General features: G+C 73.2%; 12 protein-coding genes. 5 read left to right on the forward strand and 7 right to left on the reverse strand.

Going from position 1 to position 17,239, the window contains the following annotated elements; genetic code table 11:
* Positions 1 to 6 precede the first annotated feature (6 nt).
* Both LWC35_RS11780 and LWC35_RS11785 read left to right on the forward strand, forming a co-directional pair.
* Positions 7 to 1,545 (forward strand): APC family permease, encoded by a 1,539-nt coding sequence (locus LWC35_RS11780; RefSeq protein ID WP_232870108.1) that lies wholly within the window; start codon positions 7 to 9, stop codon positions 1,543 to 1,545.
* Positions 1,542 to 3,134 carry a GMC family oxidoreductase gene (locus tag LWC35_RS11785; RefSeq protein WP_232870109.1) on the forward strand — a complete coding sequence of 531 codons (1,593 nt, stop codon included), beginning with the start codon at positions 1,542 to 1,544 and terminating at the stop codon, positions 3,132 to 3,134. Before LWC35_RS11780 ends, LWC35_RS11785 begins: the two co-directional genes overlap by 4 nt.
* On the opposite strand, the gene LWC35_RS11790 is transcribed toward LWC35_RS11785, so the two are convergent.
* A complete protein-coding gene (locus LWC35_RS11790; protein WP_232870110.1) occupies positions 3,131 to 4,183 on the reverse strand; it encodes an enoyl-CoA hydratase/isomerase family protein in 1,053 nt (350 codons plus the stop codon). The two genes, LWC35_RS11785 and LWC35_RS11790, sit on opposite strands and share 4 nt — an antisense overlap.
* 137 nt (positions 4,184 to 4,320) lie before the next feature.
* On the opposite strand from LWC35_RS11790, the gene LWC35_RS11795 reads away from it, so the two are divergent.
* Positions 4,321 to 4,506, forward strand: a complete 186-nt coding sequence (locus LWC35_RS11795) for a CsbD family protein (protein WP_232870111.1) — start codon at positions 4,321 to 4,323, stop codon at positions 4,504 to 4,506.
* Positions 4,507 to 4,628: 122 nt separating this feature from the next.
* Here the strand turns inward: LWC35_RS11795 and LWC35_RS11800 are convergent, their stop codons facing one another.
* Positions 4,629 to 5,375 carry a helical backbone metal receptor gene (locus tag LWC35_RS11800; protein ID WP_232870112.1) on the reverse strand — a complete coding sequence of 249 codons (747 nt, stop codon included), beginning with the start codon at positions 5,373 to 5,375 and terminating at the stop codon, positions 4,629 to 4,631.
* Positions 5,376 to 5,526: 151 nt separating this feature from the next.
* Between LWC35_RS11800 and LWC35_RS11805 the strand changes: the two genes are divergently transcribed.
* Positions 5,527 to 6,306: a DUF899 family protein gene (locus LWC35_RS11805; RefSeq protein ID WP_232870113.1), complete on the forward strand. Its 780-nt coding sequence runs from the start codon at positions 5,527 to 5,529 to the stop codon at positions 6,304 to 6,306.
* 60 nt (positions 6,307 to 6,366) lie between these two features.
* Here LWC35_RS11805 and LWC35_RS11810 read toward each other — a convergent pair whose 3' ends face one another.
* A complete protein-coding gene (locus LWC35_RS11810; protein ID WP_232870114.1) occupies positions 6,367 to 7,284 on the reverse strand; it encodes a LysR substrate-binding domain-containing protein in 918 nt (305 codons plus the stop codon).
* Positions 7,285 to 7,351: 67 nt separating this feature from the next.
* Between LWC35_RS11810 and LWC35_RS11815 the strand changes: the two genes are divergently transcribed.
* On the forward strand, positions 7,352 to 8,584 hold the full coding sequence (locus LWC35_RS11815) for an MFS transporter (protein ID WP_232870115.1): 1,233 nt from the start codon (positions 7,352 to 7,354) through the stop codon (positions 8,582 to 8,584).
* Between the two features lie 79 nt (positions 8,585 to 8,663).
* Here LWC35_RS11815 and LWC35_RS11820 read toward each other — a convergent pair whose 3' ends face one another.
* The 4 genes from LWC35_RS11820 to LWC35_RS11835 all read right to left on the reverse strand — a co-directional run bounded on the left by LWC35_RS11820 (position 8,664) and on the right by LWC35_RS11835 (position 17,009).
* Complete coding sequence (locus tag LWC35_RS11820) at positions 8,664 to 9,998, reverse strand: NAD(P)/FAD-dependent oxidoreductase (protein ID WP_232870116.1); 1,335 nt, start codon at positions 9,996 to 9,998, stop codon at positions 8,664 to 8,666.
* A 141-nt stretch (positions 9,999 to 10,139) separates the two neighbouring features.
* Positions 10,140 to 13,352, reverse strand: a complete 3,213-nt coding sequence (icmF, locus tag LWC35_RS11825) for a fused isobutyryl-CoA mutase/GTPase IcmF (RefSeq protein WP_232870117.1) — start codon at positions 13,350 to 13,352, stop codon at positions 10,140 to 10,142.
* A 152-nt stretch (positions 13,353 to 13,504) separates the two neighbouring features.
* Positions 13,505 to 14,467, reverse strand: a complete 963-nt coding sequence (locus LWC35_RS11830; protein WP_232870118.1) for a serine/threonine-protein kinase — start codon at positions 14,465 to 14,467, stop codon at positions 13,505 to 13,507.
* A 31-nt stretch (positions 14,468 to 14,498) separates the two neighbouring features.
* Positions 14,499 to 17,009 carry an ABC transporter ATP-binding protein gene (locus LWC35_RS11835; protein WP_269803993.1) on the reverse strand — a complete coding sequence of 837 codons (2,511 nt, stop codon included), beginning with the start codon at positions 17,007 to 17,009 and terminating at the stop codon, positions 14,499 to 14,501.
* Between the last annotated feature and the right edge of the window lie 230 nt (positions 17,010 to 17,239).

Here is a 17,239-nt window from a genome sequence, read left to right on the forward strand (position 1 = left end):
GCCTGGGTGAGCACGAGGGAGAACGAGCAGCACGACCACGGACTCTCGGAGTTCGGGTACAGCCAGTCGCTCGACCGCAGCATCGGCAAGTTCGCCAGCTTCGCCGCCGGGGTCAGCTACATCTCGATCCTCACCGGCACCTTCCAGCTGTTCTACTTCGGGTTCGGGCTGGGCGGGCCGGTGTACTGGTGGTCCTGGCCCATGGTGTTCGTCGGGCAGCTGATGGTGGCGCTCTGCTTCGCCGAGCTCGCCGGCCGCTACCCGGTCGCGGGGTCGGTCTACAACTGGTCCAAACGCCTGGCCGGCCCGACGGTCTCGTGGCTGGCGGGCTGGATGATGTTCACCGCGTCCGTGGTCACCCTCGCCGCCGTGGTGCTGGCCTACCAGGTCACGCTTCCGCAGATCTGGTCCGGCTTCCAGCTGGTGGGCGACGGCAGCAACCCGACGGACTTCGGGTACAGCGCCGTCATCTGGGGCGCGATCCTCATCCTGTTCACGACACTCGTCAACGCGTTCGGCGTGAAGCTGATGGCGCGGATCAACAGCACGGGCGTGTTCATCGAGCTGATCGCCGCGATCCTGCTGGTGGTCGTCCTCGCGTTCAACATCATGAACCCGCCGTCGGTCTTCTTCGACACCAAGGACATCGGCGCGGGCCAGCCCGGGGGCTACTTCGGCGTGTTCCTGGTGGCCTCCATCGCCTCGGCCTACGTCATGTACGGCTTCGACACGGCCAGCTCGCTCGGCGAAGAGACGGTCGACCCGCGCAAGACGGCGCCGAGCGCCATCCTCCGCGCGGTGATCGCGTCGTTCCTCATCGGCGGGTGCATCCTGCTGTTCGGCATCCTGGCCGCCCCGAACCTCGACGACCCGGCGCTCGGGACGGCGTCCGGCGGCCTGCAGCTCATCGTGCTGCAGGCCCTCGGCGGCCCGCTCGGCAAGGTGTTCCTGGTCTGCATCGTCGTCGCGATCACCGTCTGCGCGCTGGCCGTCCACACCGCGGGCATCCGGCTGATGTTCGCGATGGCCCGCGACAACGCGCTGCCGGGCGGCGCGCGGCTGGCGAGGATCGACCCGAAGCGGAAGACGCCGGTCGTCCCGGCGATCCTCATCGGCGTCGTCGCGGTCCTGATCCTGGCCGTGAACATCGGCACCCCGGCGATCTTCACCGCGGTCACCAGCGTCGCAGTCATCATGATCTACGTGGCCTACCTGCTCGTGACGGTGCCGATGCTCGTCAAGCGGTTCCGTGGGCAGTGGCCGGGACCCGAGGGGGCCACGACCGGCTACTTCTCGCTCGGCAGGCTCGGGCTGCCGATCAACGTCCTGGCCGTGCTGTGGGGCGCGGCGATGGCACTGAACCTGGCCTGGCCCCGCGCCGACGTCTACGGCTCGGGCGTCCTGCGCTGGATCGCGTTCCTCTTCATCGGGGCGGTCGCCCTGGTCGGGCTCGTGTGGTTCCGGCTCAAGGGGCGCCACCAGCTCGGCACGCTGCCCGAGCACATGGCCCAGCAGATGGAGCAGATGGAGGGGGAGCTGCCGTGACGGGAGCGCACATCGGGGAGGCGCCGGGCACCGGCGGGGGTGACACGTTCGACTACGTGGTGGTCGGGGGAGGATCCGCGGGCTGTGCGCTCGCCGCCCGGCTGTCCGAGGACCCGGCGGTGACGGTGTGCCTGCTGGAGGCCGGGCCGTCCGACGTCGGGGACCCGGCGATCCTCCGCCTCGAGGACTGGATGTACCTGCTCGACTCCGGCTACGACTGGGACTACCTCGTCGAGCCCCAGGAGCACGGCAACTCCTTCCTGCGGCACGCCCGGGCCAAGGTGCTCGGCGGGTGCTCCTCGCACAACTCGTGCATCGCGTTCTGGACCCCGCGTGAGGACCTCGACGAGTGGGCGTCGCTCGGCTGCGACGGGTGGTCGGCCGACGAGTGCTGGCCGCTGATCCGCCGCCTGGAGACCAACGACGGCCCGTGGGAGGGCCACGGCCGCTCCGGACCCGTGAACATCATGCAGGTCCCGCCGGACGATCCGTGCGGCGTCGCGGTCCTGGAGGCCTGCGCGGGGGTCGGGTTGCCGACCGTGCGCTTCAACGAGGGCGTCACCGTCACCGAGGGCGCCGGGTTCTTCCAGATCAACTCGTTCCCGGACGGCACCCGCTCGTCGGCGTCGGTCAGCTACCTGCACCCGGTGATGGGCACGCGGCCGAACCTGGAGGTCCGCACCGACTCGTGGGCCTCCCGGGTGGTCTTCGACGGCAAGCGGGCGACCGGCGTCGAGTACCAGCGCGGAATCGGGCCGGGCCGGCAGATCGTGCGGGCGGCCCGCGAGGTGGTCCTCTCGACGGGCGCGATCGACACCCCCAAGCTGCTGATGCTCTCCGGGATCGGGCCCGCCGAGCACCTCGCGGACTTCGGCGTGGAGGTCCTGGTCGACGCCCCGGGCGTCGGGGCCAACCTCGACGACCACGTCGAGGGCCTGGTCATGTGGGACGCCGGGCGGCCGATGGTCGAGCGCTCGACGCAGTGGTGGGAGATCGGGCTGTTCCACTGCACGCTGCCGGGCCTGGACCGGCCGGACCTGATGATGCACTACGGGTCGGTGCCGTTCGACCTCAACACCGTGCGCTGGGGCTACCCGACGACCGACAACGGCTTCTGCCTCACCCCGAACGTCACCCGCGGCCGGTCCCGGGGCACGGTGCGGCTGCGCAGCCGGGACTTCCGCGACCGCGCCCGGGTGGACCCGCGCTACTTCACCGACCCCGACGGCCACGACATGCGGGTCATGACGGAAGGCATCCGGCTCGCCCGGCGGATCGCGGAGCAGCCCGCGCTCAAGGAATGGGTGGCGCGCGAGCTGGCCCCCGGGCCGGAGGCCGTGCGCGACGACGAGATCGAGGACTACGTCGTCAGGACGCACAACACCGTCTACCACCCGGCGTGCACCGTGAAGATGGGGCCGGCGACGGACCCGAAGGCGCCGCTCGACCCGCAGCTGCGGGTGCGCGGGGTGGAGAACCTGCGGGTCGCCGACGCCTCGGTGCTGCCCTTCCTGCCCGCGATCAACCCCAACATCACCACGATGATGGTGGGCGAGAAGTGCGCCGACCTGCTGAAGGCGAGCCGTTAGAGACCTAGCTCGGGATCGGTGTCGAGGGCACCGGCGAGGAAGCGCTCCACGACCTCGCCGGTGACCCCGTCCAGGGTGGCAGGCGACCAGCGGGGCGCGCCGTCGCGGTCCACCAGCAGCGCCCGCACGCCCTCGGGGAAGTCCGGCCAGCGCATGCTGCACCGGCTGGTGACGTACTCCGCGGCCAGGGCCTCCTCGAGCGTCTCGGTGCCGGCCGACCGGAGTGCGCGCAGGGTCATCGTGAGGGCGAGCGGCGCCGCCCGGTCGAGCGCGTCGGCCGCCTTGCGGGCCCCGGGCTCGTCGCTCTGCCGGAGCGCGGCGAGGATCTCCGGGACGGTGTCCGCGGCGAAGCAGGTGTCGATCCAGTCTCGGTCGGCGACCAGCGGGGCCGGGCCCGGGTCGACGGCCAGCGCGTCGACGACCCCGGCGGGCTCGCCGCCCGCGACGAGCGCGTCGATCAGCTCCGGGAGCCGGTCGGACGGCACCTGCCGGTCCGCGAGCCCGCACGCGATCGCCTCGGCCGCGCCGAGCCGCGCCGAGGTCAGCGCGACGTGCGTGCCCAGCTCGCCGGGCGTGTGCGAGAGCAGCCAGGTGCCGCCGACGTCCGGCACGTAGCCGATCGTCACCTCCGGCATCGCCAGCACCGTCCGCTCGGTGACGACCCGGACCGACCCGTGCGCCGAGATGCCGACGCCGCCGCCCATCACCACGCCGTCCATCAGTGCCACGTACGGCTTCGGGTACCGCGCGACCAGGGCGTCGAGCCGGTACTCCTCGGCCAGCATCGCCGCACCCGCCCGGCCGCGGCTCGCCGGGTCGCGCGCGTCGTCGACCAGGAACCGGACGTCGCCGCCCGCGCACAGCCCCTTCGGCCCCGCCCCGTCGACCACGACGGCGGTGACCGCCGGGTCGTCCGCCCACCCCTCGAGCGTGCGGAGCAGGGTGTGGATCATGCCGGCGGTGAGTGCGTTGAGCGCGCCGGGCCGGTCCAGCGTCAGCCGCCCGACCGGACCCTGCCGGCGGACGAGGACCCCCGCGTCGTCGGTCATGTTCGTGACCGTACCTGCGCGGGACGGGCGGCCGCCGTCGGTGACCCGGTGGCGACGTTCCGGGAGCCGGCCCGGTGGGTAAGCCCGTCGTGCAGGGCCCCACGAGGGTTTACTGGCGCGACGCGAAGGAGTGAGCCATGGCGATGGACGACAAGATCGACAACAAGGCCGAGGAGCTGAAGGGCAAGGCCAAGGAGGGCGTCGGCCGGGCGACCGACGACGAGGGTCTCGAGGCCGAGGGCCGCGGCGACCAGGCCTCCGGCAAGGTGAAGCAGGCCGGCGAGAAGGTCAAGGACGCGGCCAAGGACGTGTTCGGGAAGTAGCACGCCACGCACGGAGCGAGGCGCCCGGCGGCCGTTCGGCCACCGGGCGCCGTCGTGGTGTGGGTCGGGGTCGATCCGGGCGGGTGGGATGAACCCGGCGATGCCTCGAGGCGACCGGTGCCTCAGCCGCGCAGCGCCTGCGGCAGCACCCGCGCCGCCTCGACCAGGCTGGGCCCGTACCAGGTCACCAGGCGGCCGCTGACCAGGACGGACGGGGCGGCGAAGGCCTCGGGGCCGTCGTCGGCGGTGAAGAGGTACGGCTCGTCGGGCAGCACCACGAGATCGTGGGCGGGCAGGTCGGCCGGGTCGAAGCGCGGGTAGCGCTCGGGGGAGTCGGCGAGGACGTTGTCCACGCCGAGACGGGCGAGCACCGCGCCGGTGAACGTGTCCGAGCCGCAGGCCATCCACGGCTTGCGCCAGATCGGCACCACCGCGCGGCGCCGCTCGGCGGGCTCCGGGAGCGCGGCCCAGAGGCGGCGGGCCTCGGCGAGCCACGCCGGCTCGGTGAACCCGCAGGCGGCGAGCATGCGGCCGAGCGAGTCCAGCCCGCCGTCGACCGTCCGGATGTCGGTGACGTAGACCGCGAGCCCGGCCTCGCGCAGCCGCTGCAGGTCGCCGGGCTTGTTCTCCTCCTGGTTGGCCAGCACCAGGTCCGGCGCGAGCGCGACGAGCGCCTCCACGTCCGGGTTCTTGGTGCCGCGGACCCGCGGCACGTCGAGGTCCGCGGGGTGCGTGCACCAGTCCGTGGCGGCGACGAGCCGGGAGCGGTCCGTGGCCCCGACCGCCTCGGTCAGCGACGGCACGATCGACGCGATCCGCTCGACCCTCGCCGGGACGTCGACCTGGCGGCCCTCGTCGTCGATCACCATGGTCCCGAGCCTCTCATGCGGCCCACCCCCCGTCGGGCGGTGGCGGGTGCGTCCGGGTGCCCGCGATGAGTACCGGCCGCATCGCCGGTCTGTCCTCGTGGAGCACGAAGACGCGCGACGCGGGACGGCACCGGACACCACGGAGGAACCCATGACCACCACACCGAGCGACCCGACCACCGCGCTGCCCGGCCACCCGCCCGTCGTCGACCTGGCCACCTGGCAGGCGGCCCGGGACGAGCTGCTCGTCCGAGAGAAGGCCCACACCCGCGCGGGCGACGCCCTCGCGGCCGCCCGCCGCCGGCTGCCGATGGTGGAGTTCGACGGGACGGTCGAGGTCGTGGGAGCCGGCGGACCGGTCCCGTTCCTGGACCTGTTCCAGGGCCGCGAGGAGCTCGTGGTCTACAAGCACATGTGGTGGGACGGCGCGCCGCACCAGGGCCAGTGCGAGGGTTGCACCACCACGGCGTGGCACCTGCAGGACGCGTCCTACCTCCATGCCCGCGGCGTCTCGTTCGCCGTCCTGACCACCGGCCGGTGGGACGAGGTGGCCGCCTACGTCGGGTTCATGGGCTACACCCAGCCCTGGTACTCGGTGCGCGGGGTGGACGGGCCCGCCGGCGGCCCCATGGGGTTCCTCACCAGCTACCTGCGCGACGGCGACCGCACCTTCCTCACCTACTCCACGACGGGCCGCGGCAACGAGCGGGTCAACGCGTCCCTCGGCCTGCTGGACATGACGCCCTACGGCCGCGGCGAGGCCTGGGAGGACACGCCCGAGGGCTGGCCGGAGGGACGTCAGGCCTGCTGGTCCTGGCGGACGGACGCCGACGGGAACGCCACCTGGGGGTCGACCGGCCGTCCCGTCCCGCAGTGGATCCGCCCCGGTGCGGCCCCCGTCGAGACGCTGGGCCGGCAGGGCGGGTCGTGACACGCACCCTGTCGCCGGCGTCGGCCCCCGCCCACGCGGGAGCCCTCCCACCGCGCGCACTCAGCCGGGGAACAACGGCGCCTCCCGGTGCAGCAGGAAGCCCCGCAGCGCCCGCACCGGCGGGCTGGCGGGCCGGTCCCGCGGCCACACCACGCCGATCACCCGGCTGGTCCGCGGGCTGGTCAGCGGCATCTCGACGACGCCGGGCGGCGGTTCGCGGTGCGACACCGGCAGCAGGGCCACGCCGAGCCCGGCCCCGACGAACCCGCGCAGCGTCGCCGTGTCGCCGCCCTCGAACGCCAGCCGCGGGGTGAAGCCGGCCTCCCGGCACCAGGCGTCGACGATGGTGCGCAGGCCGTAACCGGGCAGGAAGCCGACGAAGGCCTCGCCCGCGGCGTCGGCCAGCGGGATGCCCCCGCGGCGGGCGGCGAGCGGGTGGTCGGCGGGCACCGCGAGCCGCAGCTCCTCCTCGCCGAGGGGCTGGGCGGCGAGCCCGGCCTCCTCGGGCAGCGGGGAGGTGAGCGCGAGGTCCGCCTCGCCGGCGCGCAGCCGCTGCAGCAGGACCGCGTGCGCGTCCTGGACCAGGTCGAACCGGATGCCGGGGTGCCGCGCGCGGAACTCGCCGATCACCCGCGGGACCACCTCGGCGCCCAGGGTCGGCAGGAAGGCCAGCGTGATCCGGCCGTGCACGCTGTCCACCTCGCCGGCCAGCTCGCGGGCGCCCGTGGCGAGCTCGGCGAGGGACCGTTCGGCGTAGCGCAGCAGCAGCCGGCCCTCGCGGGTGAGCCGCACGGTGCGGCCGCTGCGCACGAAGAGCGAGGTCCCCAGCTCGCGCTCGAGACGGGCGATCCCGCGGGAGAGTGTGGACTGCGGCACAGCCAGCTCGTCCGCGGCGTGGGTGACGTGCTCGGCCCGCCCGACGGCGACGAACCAGCGCAACCGGGGTGCGAGCGCGGTCAGGACCAACGACTCATCCATTCCTGCATCGTTGCACCGGATCAGATGCATTGGACGCATGCTGGTGCTGGTCGTACGGTCGTTGTCGATGACAACGACCGCGCCTTCCCCCCTCACGTCCGCCCTCGGCCACGAGCGCGGCAGCCCGGGCTACCGCCGCCTCGGGCTGGCGATGTGGTGCACCGGGCTGGCGACGTTCGTCCTGGTCTACGCCGTGCAGGGACTGCTGCCCACGCTCGCCGACGAGTTCGGCGTCTCCTCGGGGACCTCCAGCCTCGCGCTCTCCGCGACCACGCTGACCCTCGCGCTCGCGGTCGTCCCGCTCTCCGCGGTGGCCGAGGCGTGGGGCCGCGCCCGCGTGATGACGGTCGCGCTGGCCGCGTCGGCGGTCCTCGGGCTGCTCGCCCCGCTCGCGCCGAGCTTCGCGGTGCTCGTCGGGATCCGCGCGCTGCAGGGGGTCGCGCTGGCCGCGCTGCCGGCGCTGGCGATGTCCCACGTGACCCGGGAGGTGGCGCCGCGGCACCTCGGCGGCGCGGTCGGGCTGCTGATCGCCGGCAACACGATCGGCGGGCTCTCCGGGCGGCTCATCGCTACCGCGGTCGCCGACGTCGCGGGCTGGCGGCTCGCGCTCCTCGCCGTCGGGATCGTGTCACTGCTCTGCACCGTGGCCTTCCGGCTGCTGCTGCCGCCGTCGGTCGCCCCGGCCGCCCCGCGGGTCCGCCTCGGCGAGCTCGGCGTGCCGATCGTGCGGCACCTGCGCGACCCGGGCCTGCTGTGCCTGTTCGGCATCGGGTTCCTGCTGATGGGCGCGTTCGTGACCCTGTACAACTACCTGGGCTTCCGCCTGCTGCGCGCCCCGTTCGGGCTGCCCGCGGCGCTCGTCGCGCTGATCTTCCTCGGCTACCTGGCCGGGTCGTACGCCTCGACGGCGGCGGGCCGGCTCGGCGACCGGTTCGGCCGCCGGAAGGTCATGTGGGTCGGGATCGCCGTCGCCGTCGCCGGCGCGTGGGTCACCGCGCCGGCCTGGCTGCCGACCGTCCTGGTCGGGCTGATCCTGGTCACCGTCGGCTTCTTCGCCGGGCACTCGCTCGCCAGCAGCTGGGTGGGCCGCCGGTCGTCGATGCTCGCGGAGGGGTCGCCCGGCATCGCCTCGTCGCTGTACCTGTTCGGCTACTACGCGGGCAGCAGCGTCGGCGGCACCGTCGGCGGGGTGGTGTTCGACCACGCGGGCTGGACCGGGGTGGTCGGCTACCTGACCGTGCTGCTCGCCGGCGCGCTCGTCCTGGCCCTGACGCTGCGCCGGATCCCGGCCCCGGCCTGACCGTGGGGATGGCGTCGCCGGCCCGACCACGGGCGGCAGGGCGTCCTCGCCGCACCCACCGGGCGGGGGCGTCGCTCGCTCATCGTTCCCGGACGTACTCCTCGGTGTACGGCCGCTCGGCGGTCGTCGGGTCGCCGACGGGGTAGACGCGCTCGCCGCGGCGGTTCGCGGCCAGCGCGGTCGCCCAGCTCAGCAGCGTGGTGAAGCGGTTGTGGACGCCGGCCAGGAACGCGATGTGGATGGCGCCCCAGAGCAGCCAGCCGACGAACCCGTCGAGCCGCACCGGGCCCTTCTCCAGCAGCGCGTGCCGCCGCGAGATGTAGGCGGCGTTGCCGAGGTCCCGGTAGCGGAAGGTCCGCGGCGGCTGCCCGACGAGGATCCGCCGGACGTCCTCGCCCGCGTGCCGCCCGGACTGCATCGCGACCTCCGCGATGCCCGGCAGGCCGTCGAGGCTCATCACGTCGCCGACGACCCGGATCTCGGGGTGGCCCGCGACGGTGAGATCCGGCTCGACGGGGATCCGGCCCTGGCGGTCCTGCGTCACCCCGGTCTCCTTGGCGACCGTCTGCAGGAACGGCACCGCCTCGACCCCCGCGGTCCACAGCACCGTCCGCGCGGCGTAGCGGCGCTGCTCCCGCCGCCCGTCGGGTCCCGGCCTCTTCGCGGTGGTGACGATCCCGCGGTCGTCGACGTCCGTGACGTGCACGCCGAACACCGTCTCGACGCCCAGCCGGTCGAGAGCCTCCTGCGCCTTGGTGGTGAGGTTGTGCCCGAACGCCTTCAGCACCCGGTCGCCGCCGTCGAAGAGCAGCACCCGCGCCTCGGTGGGGTCGATCTGCCGGTACTCGTGCTCGATGGCGTGCAGGGCGAACTCGCGGATCTGCCCGGCCAGCTCGACGCCGGTCGGGCCACCGCCCGCGACCGCGAACGTCAGCCACTCCGCCCGGTCCTCGGGGTCCGGGAGCGTCTCGGCCATCTCGAACGCCGCCATGACCCGGCGCCGGATGGCCAGCGCGTCGTCGATCGTCTTCATCCCGGGTGCGTGCACGGCGAACTCCGGGTGGCCCAGGTAGGACTGGCGCATCCCGGCGGCGACGACGAGGTGGTCGTAGGGCAGGTCGAAGGTCGTCTCGTCGGGACGGCGGGCGGTGAGCACCCGCGCCGTCGCGTCGAGGTCGCAGGCCTCGCCGAGGACGACCCGCACGTTGCGGTGCCGGCGCATCAGCGAGCGCAGCGGCGTGGTGATCTGGCCCTCGGAGAGCAGCCCCGTGGCGCACTGGTAGAGCAGCGGCTGGAACAGCGACGTCGTGGTGCGGTCGAGCAGCGTGACGTCCGCGTCGGCCCGCGCGAGCCGGCGGGCCGCGTAGACCCCGCCGAACCCGCCGCCGACCACGACCACCTTCGCCCGGCCCATCTGTTCCCCTCTCCACACCTCGTCCCGTCCCCGCGTACCCGGCGGAGGGCGACCGCATGCCCCGGGAACAACGTCGCCCCAGGGCGACGTCGCCCCGCACCGACCAGGTGCGGGGCGACGGGCGTGGCGGGTGCGGACCGGCTACATGTTGCGCCGGTACTGGCCCCCCACCTCGAAGAACGCCTCCGTGAGCTGCCCCAGCGAGCAGACCCGGGCGGCCCTCATCAGCTCGTCGAAGACGTTGCCCTCGCCGGTGGCGACGTCCTGCAGCCGGCGTATCGCCTGCTCGGCCTCGGACTTGTGCCGGCTCTGGAAGTCCGCCAGCCGCTCCAGCTGCGACTTCTTCTCCGCCTCGGTGCCGCGGGCCAGCTCGATCTCGACCGGCTCGTCGTCCTCGGGCTTGACGAACGTGTTCACCCCGACGATCGGCAGCTCGCCGGTGTGCTTGCGGTGCTCGTAGAGCATCGACTCGTCCTGGATCTTGCCGCGCTGGTAGCCGGTCTCCATGGCGCCCAGCACGCCGCCGCGCTCGGCGATCCGGTCGAACTCGGCGAGCACGGCTTCCTCGACGAGGTCGGTCAGCTCGTCGACGACGAACGAGCCCTGCAGCGGGTTCTCGTTCATCGACAGGCCCCACTCGCGGTTGATGATCAGCTGGATCGCCATCGCGCGCCGCACCGAGGACTCGGTCGGGGTGGTGATCGCCTCGTCGTAGGCGTTGGTGTGCAACGAGTTCGCGTTGTCGTACAGCGCGCAGAGCGCCTGCAGCGTGGTCCGGATGTCGTTGAAGTTCATCTCCTGCGCGTGCAGGGACCGGCCCGACGTCTGGACGTGGTACTTCAGCTTCTGCGAGCGCTCGTTCGCGCCGTAGCGCTCCCGCATCGCCACGGCCCAGATCCGCCGGGCGACGCGGCCGATGACCGTGTACTCGGCGTCCATGCCGTTGGAGAAGAAGAACGACAGGTTCGGCGCGAAGTCGTCGATGTCCATGCCCCGCGCGAGGTAGCTCTCCACGAAGGTGAAGCCGTTGGACAGCGTGAACGCGAGCTGGCTGATCGGGTTCGCCCCGGCCTCGGCGATGTGGTAGCCGGAGATCGAGACGGAGTAGAAGTTCCGCACCTTGTGCCGGATGAACCACTCCTGGATGTCGGCCATCATCCGGAGCGAGAACTCGGTGGAGAAGATGCAGGTGTTCTGGCCCTGGTCCTCCTTGAGGATGTCGGCCTGCACCGTGCCGCGGACGTTCGCGTACGCGAAGGCGGTGAGCTCCTCGCGCTCGGCCTCGTCGGGCTCGCGGCCCTCCTCCTCGCGGAACTTCTCGACCTGCTGGTCCACCGCGGTGTTGAGGAAGAACGCCAGGATCGTCGGCGCGGGGCCGTTGATCGTCATGGACACCGAGGTGGTGGGGGAGCAGAGGTCGAAGCCCGAGTAGAGCTCCTTCATGTCGTCGAGCGTCGCGATCGAGACGCCGGACGTGCCGACCTTGCCGTAGATGTCCGGGCGGGTGTCCGGGTCGTGCCCGTAGAGGGTCACCGAGTCGAACGCGGTGGACAGCCGCTTGGCCTCGGAGTCCTGCGACAGGTACTTGAACCGGCGGTTGGTGCGGAACGGGTCGCCCTCGCCCGCGAACATGCGTGCCGGGTCCTCGCCCTCCCGCTTGAACGGGAACACGCCGGCGGTGTAGGGGAACTTCCCGGGCAGGTTCTCCCGGCGCAGGAAGCGCAGCAGCTCGGCGTCCTCGGTGTAGCGCGGCAGTGACACCCGCGGGACCTTGTTGCCGGACAGCGTCTCCCGGGTGAGCTGCGTGCGCAACTCCTTGTCCCGCACCTTCACCACGAGCTCGTCGCCCGAGTAGTCCTCGACGACCTGGGGCCAGGTGTCGAGCAGCTGTGCGGATTCCGACGACAGGTCCTGCTCGGCCTTGCGCAGCGCGTCGTCGACCGCCTCGCCGACGAGCTCCCGCGCGGTGCGCAGGTGCTGGCGGACGCGGGCCTTCGTGGCCTCGGACTCGGTCTCGGCGTGGTAGCCGCGCACCGTCTCGGCGATCTCGGCCAGGTAGCGCACCCGCTCCGGCGGGATGACGGCCGCGTACTCGGTGGAGGTCTTGCGGTCCACCTTCGGCAGCCGGCCCTCGTGCAGGGTCAGGCCGTTCTCGGAGAGCAGCGCGCCGAGCTCCTGGTAGAGCGCGGTCACGCCGTCGTCGTTGAACGTGGCGGCGGAGGTGCCGTAGACCGGCATGTCCTCCCAGCTCTCGCCGAACGCCTCGCGGTTGCGCACGAGCTGGCGCCCGACGTCGCGGCGCGCGTCCTCGGCGCCGCGGCGCTCGAACTTGTTGATCGCCACGACGTCGGCGAAGTCCAGCATGTCGATCTTCTCGAGCTGCGACGCGGCGCCGAACTCCGGCGTCATCACGTACAGCGAGCGGTCGACGAACGGCACGATCCCGGCGTCGCCCTGGCCGATGCCCGGGGTCTCGACGATGACCAGGTCGAACCCGGCCGCCTTGAGCACGGAGATCACGTCGCCCAGGTTCTCGGGGATGACGCCGTCGTTGCCGCGGGTCGCGAGCGAGCGGAAGTAGACCTGGTCGCCCTTGAGCGCGTTCATCCGGATCCGGTCGCCGAGCAGCGCACCGCCGCCCTTGCGGCGGGTCGGGTCCACGGCCAGCACCGCGATCCGGAGCTTGTCCTCCTGGTCGAGGCGGAAGCGGCGGACGAGCTCGTCGGTGAGTGAGGACTTGCCGGAGCCGCCGGTGCCGGTGATGCCGAGGACCGGGACCTGCTTCTCGGAGGCCTTGACCCGCTCCAGCACGTCGGCGGGCAGCTTCCCGGACTCGGCCAGGGTGAGTGCCCGCGCGAGGGTGGCGGTCTCGCCGGTGAACACCCCGTCGTACGACGCCGGGGGCTCGGCCGTGAGGTCGGTGTCGCACTCGCGGATCATCAGGTTGATCATCCCGGGCAGGCCCAGGCGCTGGCCGTCGTCCGGGGAGAAGATGCGCGAGACGCCGCGGGAGTGCAGCAGCTCGATCTCCTCGGCGACGATCACGCCGCCCCCGCCGCCGTACACCTTGACGTGGCCGGCGCCGCGCTCGCGCAACAGCTCGACCAGGTAGGAGAAGTACTCGACGTGCCCGCCCTGGTACGAGCTGATGGCGACGCCCTGCACGTCCTCCTGGATCGCCGCGGTCACGACCTCGTCGACCGAGCGGTTGTGACCCAGGTGGATCACCTCGGCGCCCTGCCGCTGCAGGATGCGCCGCATGATGTTGATGGCCGCGTCGTGCCCGTCGAACAGGCTCGCCGCCGTCACGAAGCGGATCGGGTTCTTCGGGACGTAGAGCTCGCTGTCACCCATGGATGGGACCTCCTGCACGACGACGTACCCCGCACATTTAGTTTGACATCCTAGTATCGGACGTACAAGAGATCGTGATGTGACGTGAGCCGGTCCCGTCGTCGCAGGTCAGCCGGGCGCGTGAGGGGAACCCCGCTGTGGGCGGGCGACGCTCAGAGGAGCGTGTCGAGGGCGGTGTGCACCTCGGCGAGGGTCGGCCGGGAGGCCGGGTCGGCGAGCAGGCAGCCGTCGAGGACGCTCGCCACGCGCACCGGGAGCCGGCGCCGCGACCGCAGCCGGGGCGCGGGCCTGAGCAGCTGGGGGTAGAGCCGGCCCAGCTCCGCCCGCGGGTGCGTCGAGTCGGTGCGGGAGAGGCTGTGCGAGCCGGTCTGCTCGGGGTCCGCGACGCCGTCGGGGAAGGGGCGGACGCCGGTCGCGGCCTCGTGCAGGACCACGCCGACCGCCCAGACGTCCGTGGCGGGTGTGACGACCCCGCCCAGGATCTGCTCGGGTGCCATGTACCGGGCGCTGCCGACCTCGGCCGGCGCCGGGCCGGGCGCGCGGGCGAGCGCCAGGTCGATCACCCGGGTCACGCCGGCGCTGACGACGATGTTGCTGGGCTTGACGTCGCAGTGCACCCGGCCGCGCTCGTGCAGGTAACGCAGCGCCGCACCGAGCTGTTGGCCCAGGTGCGCGAGCGCGGTCTCCGGGAAACGCCCGTAGCTGTCCAGCGCGTCGGAGAGGGTGCCGCCCGGCAGCGACTCCAGCACCATGACCGGGTTCGGGCCGCGCTCGTCGACCAGGTCGAGCAGTCGCACGATGTAGGGGTGCCGCAGCGCGCGCAGCAGCTTGGCCTCGCGCAGCAGCCCCCGCCGGGTGCGGGCGTCGCCCACCAGGTCCGGCCGCAGCACCTTCGCCACGGTGTGGCAGTGGTGGACGGCGCTCCACGCGTCGTAGGTGTCGAAGTCCTCGCCGCGCCGCAGGTGCTGCACCACGCTGTAGCCCGGCGCGACCTCCCGGCCCGGCTCGAGCGGCGGTGGCCCGTCGAGGCCGGGGCCGGGCCCCGGCTGCGCGACGCGCAGGTCGCCGGGAGCCGGATCCGGGTGCGGATCCGGCTCCACGGCGGCCGCACTCATCGCGCGCCCCCGCGAGGGCGCCCGGCGTCGCTCACCGCGGACCGCCGGGGCGCAGGCTCCAGCCCGTCCGCTCGCCGTCCACGTCGTCGACCCCCGTACCGTCGAACTCCACGCGGTCGATCCTCGCGCGGTGGCGCCCGCCTGGCACCTCGGAGTTCCGGGTGACGGCGACGAAACGCTCGGTGGGAGCGGCGTCCGGTCCGGATGTGGGCTCCGCCACCGGGGCCGGCCGCGGCTCGACCACGGTCGTGCGGCGCGCGGGCAGCGCCCAGCGGGACAGCGCCTCCGGACCCGACGCCGGGGCGAGCTCGGAGAGGCCCACGTGCGCGCCCGGCGTGCGGAACGTCGGGAGCAGGGTGGTCTCGGCCCACGGGTCGGCCGGCCAGGAGGAGGTCTGCAGGGCCGCGAGGTCCGCGTCGAGCTCCGCCTCGAGGTCCGCCCCGAACCCGTCCCCGAACTCCTCGTGGAGGGCGGCGGGCAGCCGCTCTGCCGCGGACTCCTCGCCGGGGTGGTGCAGCCGGTACAGCTCGGCGTAGCCGGGACTGCGCGCGAGCAGCTCGCGGTGTCGCCCGGAGGCGGTGATCCGGCCGTTCTCGAGGTAGACGATCTGGTCGGCGTCGGTCACCGTGAGCAGGTTGTGGCTGATCACGAGCGTGGTGCGGCCCTCCATCAGTCGGCGCAGGGGCGTGAGGACGCGCTCGGCGGCGCCGGCGTCGAGTCCCGTCGTCGGTTCGTCGAGGATCAGCACGGGCGCGTCGCGGACCATCGCCCGCGCGATCGCCAGCCGCTGCCGCTGGCCCCCGGAGAGCAACCGGCCGCGCTGGCCGACCCGGGTGTCGTAGCCGTCGGGCAGGGCGGTGATGAACTCGTGCGCGTCGGCGGCCCGCGCGGCCTCCACGATCTCGGCCTCGCTCGCGTCGGGGCGGCCCCAGAGGATGTTGTCGCGCACCGTGCCGTCGAACACGAGCGTCTCCTGCAGCAACGCCGCGACGTTGCGCCGGACGTCGGCCAGGGCGAGGTCGCGCAGGTCGTGCCCGTCGAGCACCACGGACCCGGCCTCCGGGTCGTAGAAGCGCAGCAGCAGCTTGGTCAGCGTGGTCTTGCCGGCGCCGCTGGGGCCGACCACCGCCACGGTGTGCCCGCGCGGGACCAGGATCGACACCCGCTCCAGCGCGGGCCCCGCCGTGCCGGGGTAGGTGAAGGTGACGTCCTCGAGCCGCAGGTCCCCGCGCGCCCGCTCGATCCGCACCGGGTCGGGCCGGTCCGTGACCTGGGGTTGCTCGTCGAGCAGCTCGATCACGCGCTCGGCGCCGGCGGCCGCGGCGTAGACGGTGTTGCCCATCTCGCCGAACCCGCGGACGGGTCCGAACAGCTGGCTCAGGTACCCGGTGAACACGAGCAGCCCGCCGAGGGTCAGGTTGCCGCGGGCCATCTGCCAGATGCCCACACCGAGGACCGTCAGCACGCCGACGACCTCGAGCATCCCGACCAGCGGGCCGAACAGCGACTTGAGCCGCACCGCCACCATCTGCGCGGCGAACGCGCCGCGGCTCTCCCGGTGGAACCGCTCGGTCTCGCTCGCCTGCCGGCCGTACGCCTGGACGAGGGCGACGTTGCCGAGGCTCTCCTCCGCGACGGCCGCGATGCCGCCGGTGCGCCGCCGCTTCTCCCGCGACGCGCTCTTGATCCGGCGCGCGAAGAACCGCGACGCCAGGCCGAACACCGGCGCGGCCGCGACGGCGATCAGCGCCAGCTGCCAGTTCAGGAAGAAGAGCAGGGCCGTGCAGACGATCACCTGGACGCCGTACGTCACGGCCATCGCGACGCCGGTCAGGACGAGCTCCTCGATGGCACCGATGTCGCTCGACAACCGCGCCATCACGTCGCCGAGCTGGCGCCGTTCGAAGAATCCGAGGGAGAGCCGCTGCAGGTGTGCGAACACGCGGGTGCGCAGGACGAGCACGAATCGTTCACCGACCCACGCGGAGACGTACGAGTCGAAATAGTCGATCACCGCACCGACGACCGAGACGGCCAGATAAGCGCCGATCACCCACGGCAGCAGTGTGTAGTTCTGCGGCGTGAGCACGTCGTCGATCAGGATCATGAACAGCCACAGGCTGGCGGCGACCGTCAGCGGGCTGAGCGCCGAGAGGACCAGGCCGATCACGAAGCGGCCGCGGAAGCCGGCGGTGTAGGGCCAGAACCGGCGGAAGATCTGTCGCACGGTGAGGTGCGGGGCCTCGGGCAGCAGGGCGGCCGCGGAGCGCTCCGGGGCGGCGGGCGCGGGCCCGGCGACGGCCCCCGGCTCGGCAGCCGGATCGGCATCCGGCTCGTGGTCGACGTCGTGGTCGACGTCGTGGGCGTGGTCGTGGGCGTGGGCGTGGTCGTGGTCGTGGTCGACGACGGGTACGGCGGCGGTCTCGGCGGCGGCGTCGCCGGCGGGGTCGGCGGCGGGGTCGGCGGCGGGCTCGCGGTCGAGCGCGACGCGCGTGTCGGGGTCGGGGTCGTCCACGGCGTCGTTGCTGGTCAGGGGGTGCATGGGTGCGACGGTCACGGCCGGGAAGGACTGCGGGGTCGGCTCCGGTCCGGGACCCGACCCGTGAGCGGGTTCGAGGGCCGGGCCGTGCACCGGCTCGAGACCCTCGAGGCCCTCCGGGCTGTCGGGGCCCTCGGTCCCGGTGAGGGGCCGGGTCGCGCGGCGGGCACCGCGCCTCGTCGCGCGGTGACGGGCGGTGGGGGACGGCATCTTCACGTGCCTCCGGTGGTCCG

Source organism: Pseudonocardia kujensis (genome assembly GCF_021283305.1).
Taxonomy (GTDB): Bacteria; Actinomycetota; Actinomycetes; order Mycobacteriales; family Pseudonocardiaceae; genus Pseudonocardia; species Pseudonocardia kujensis.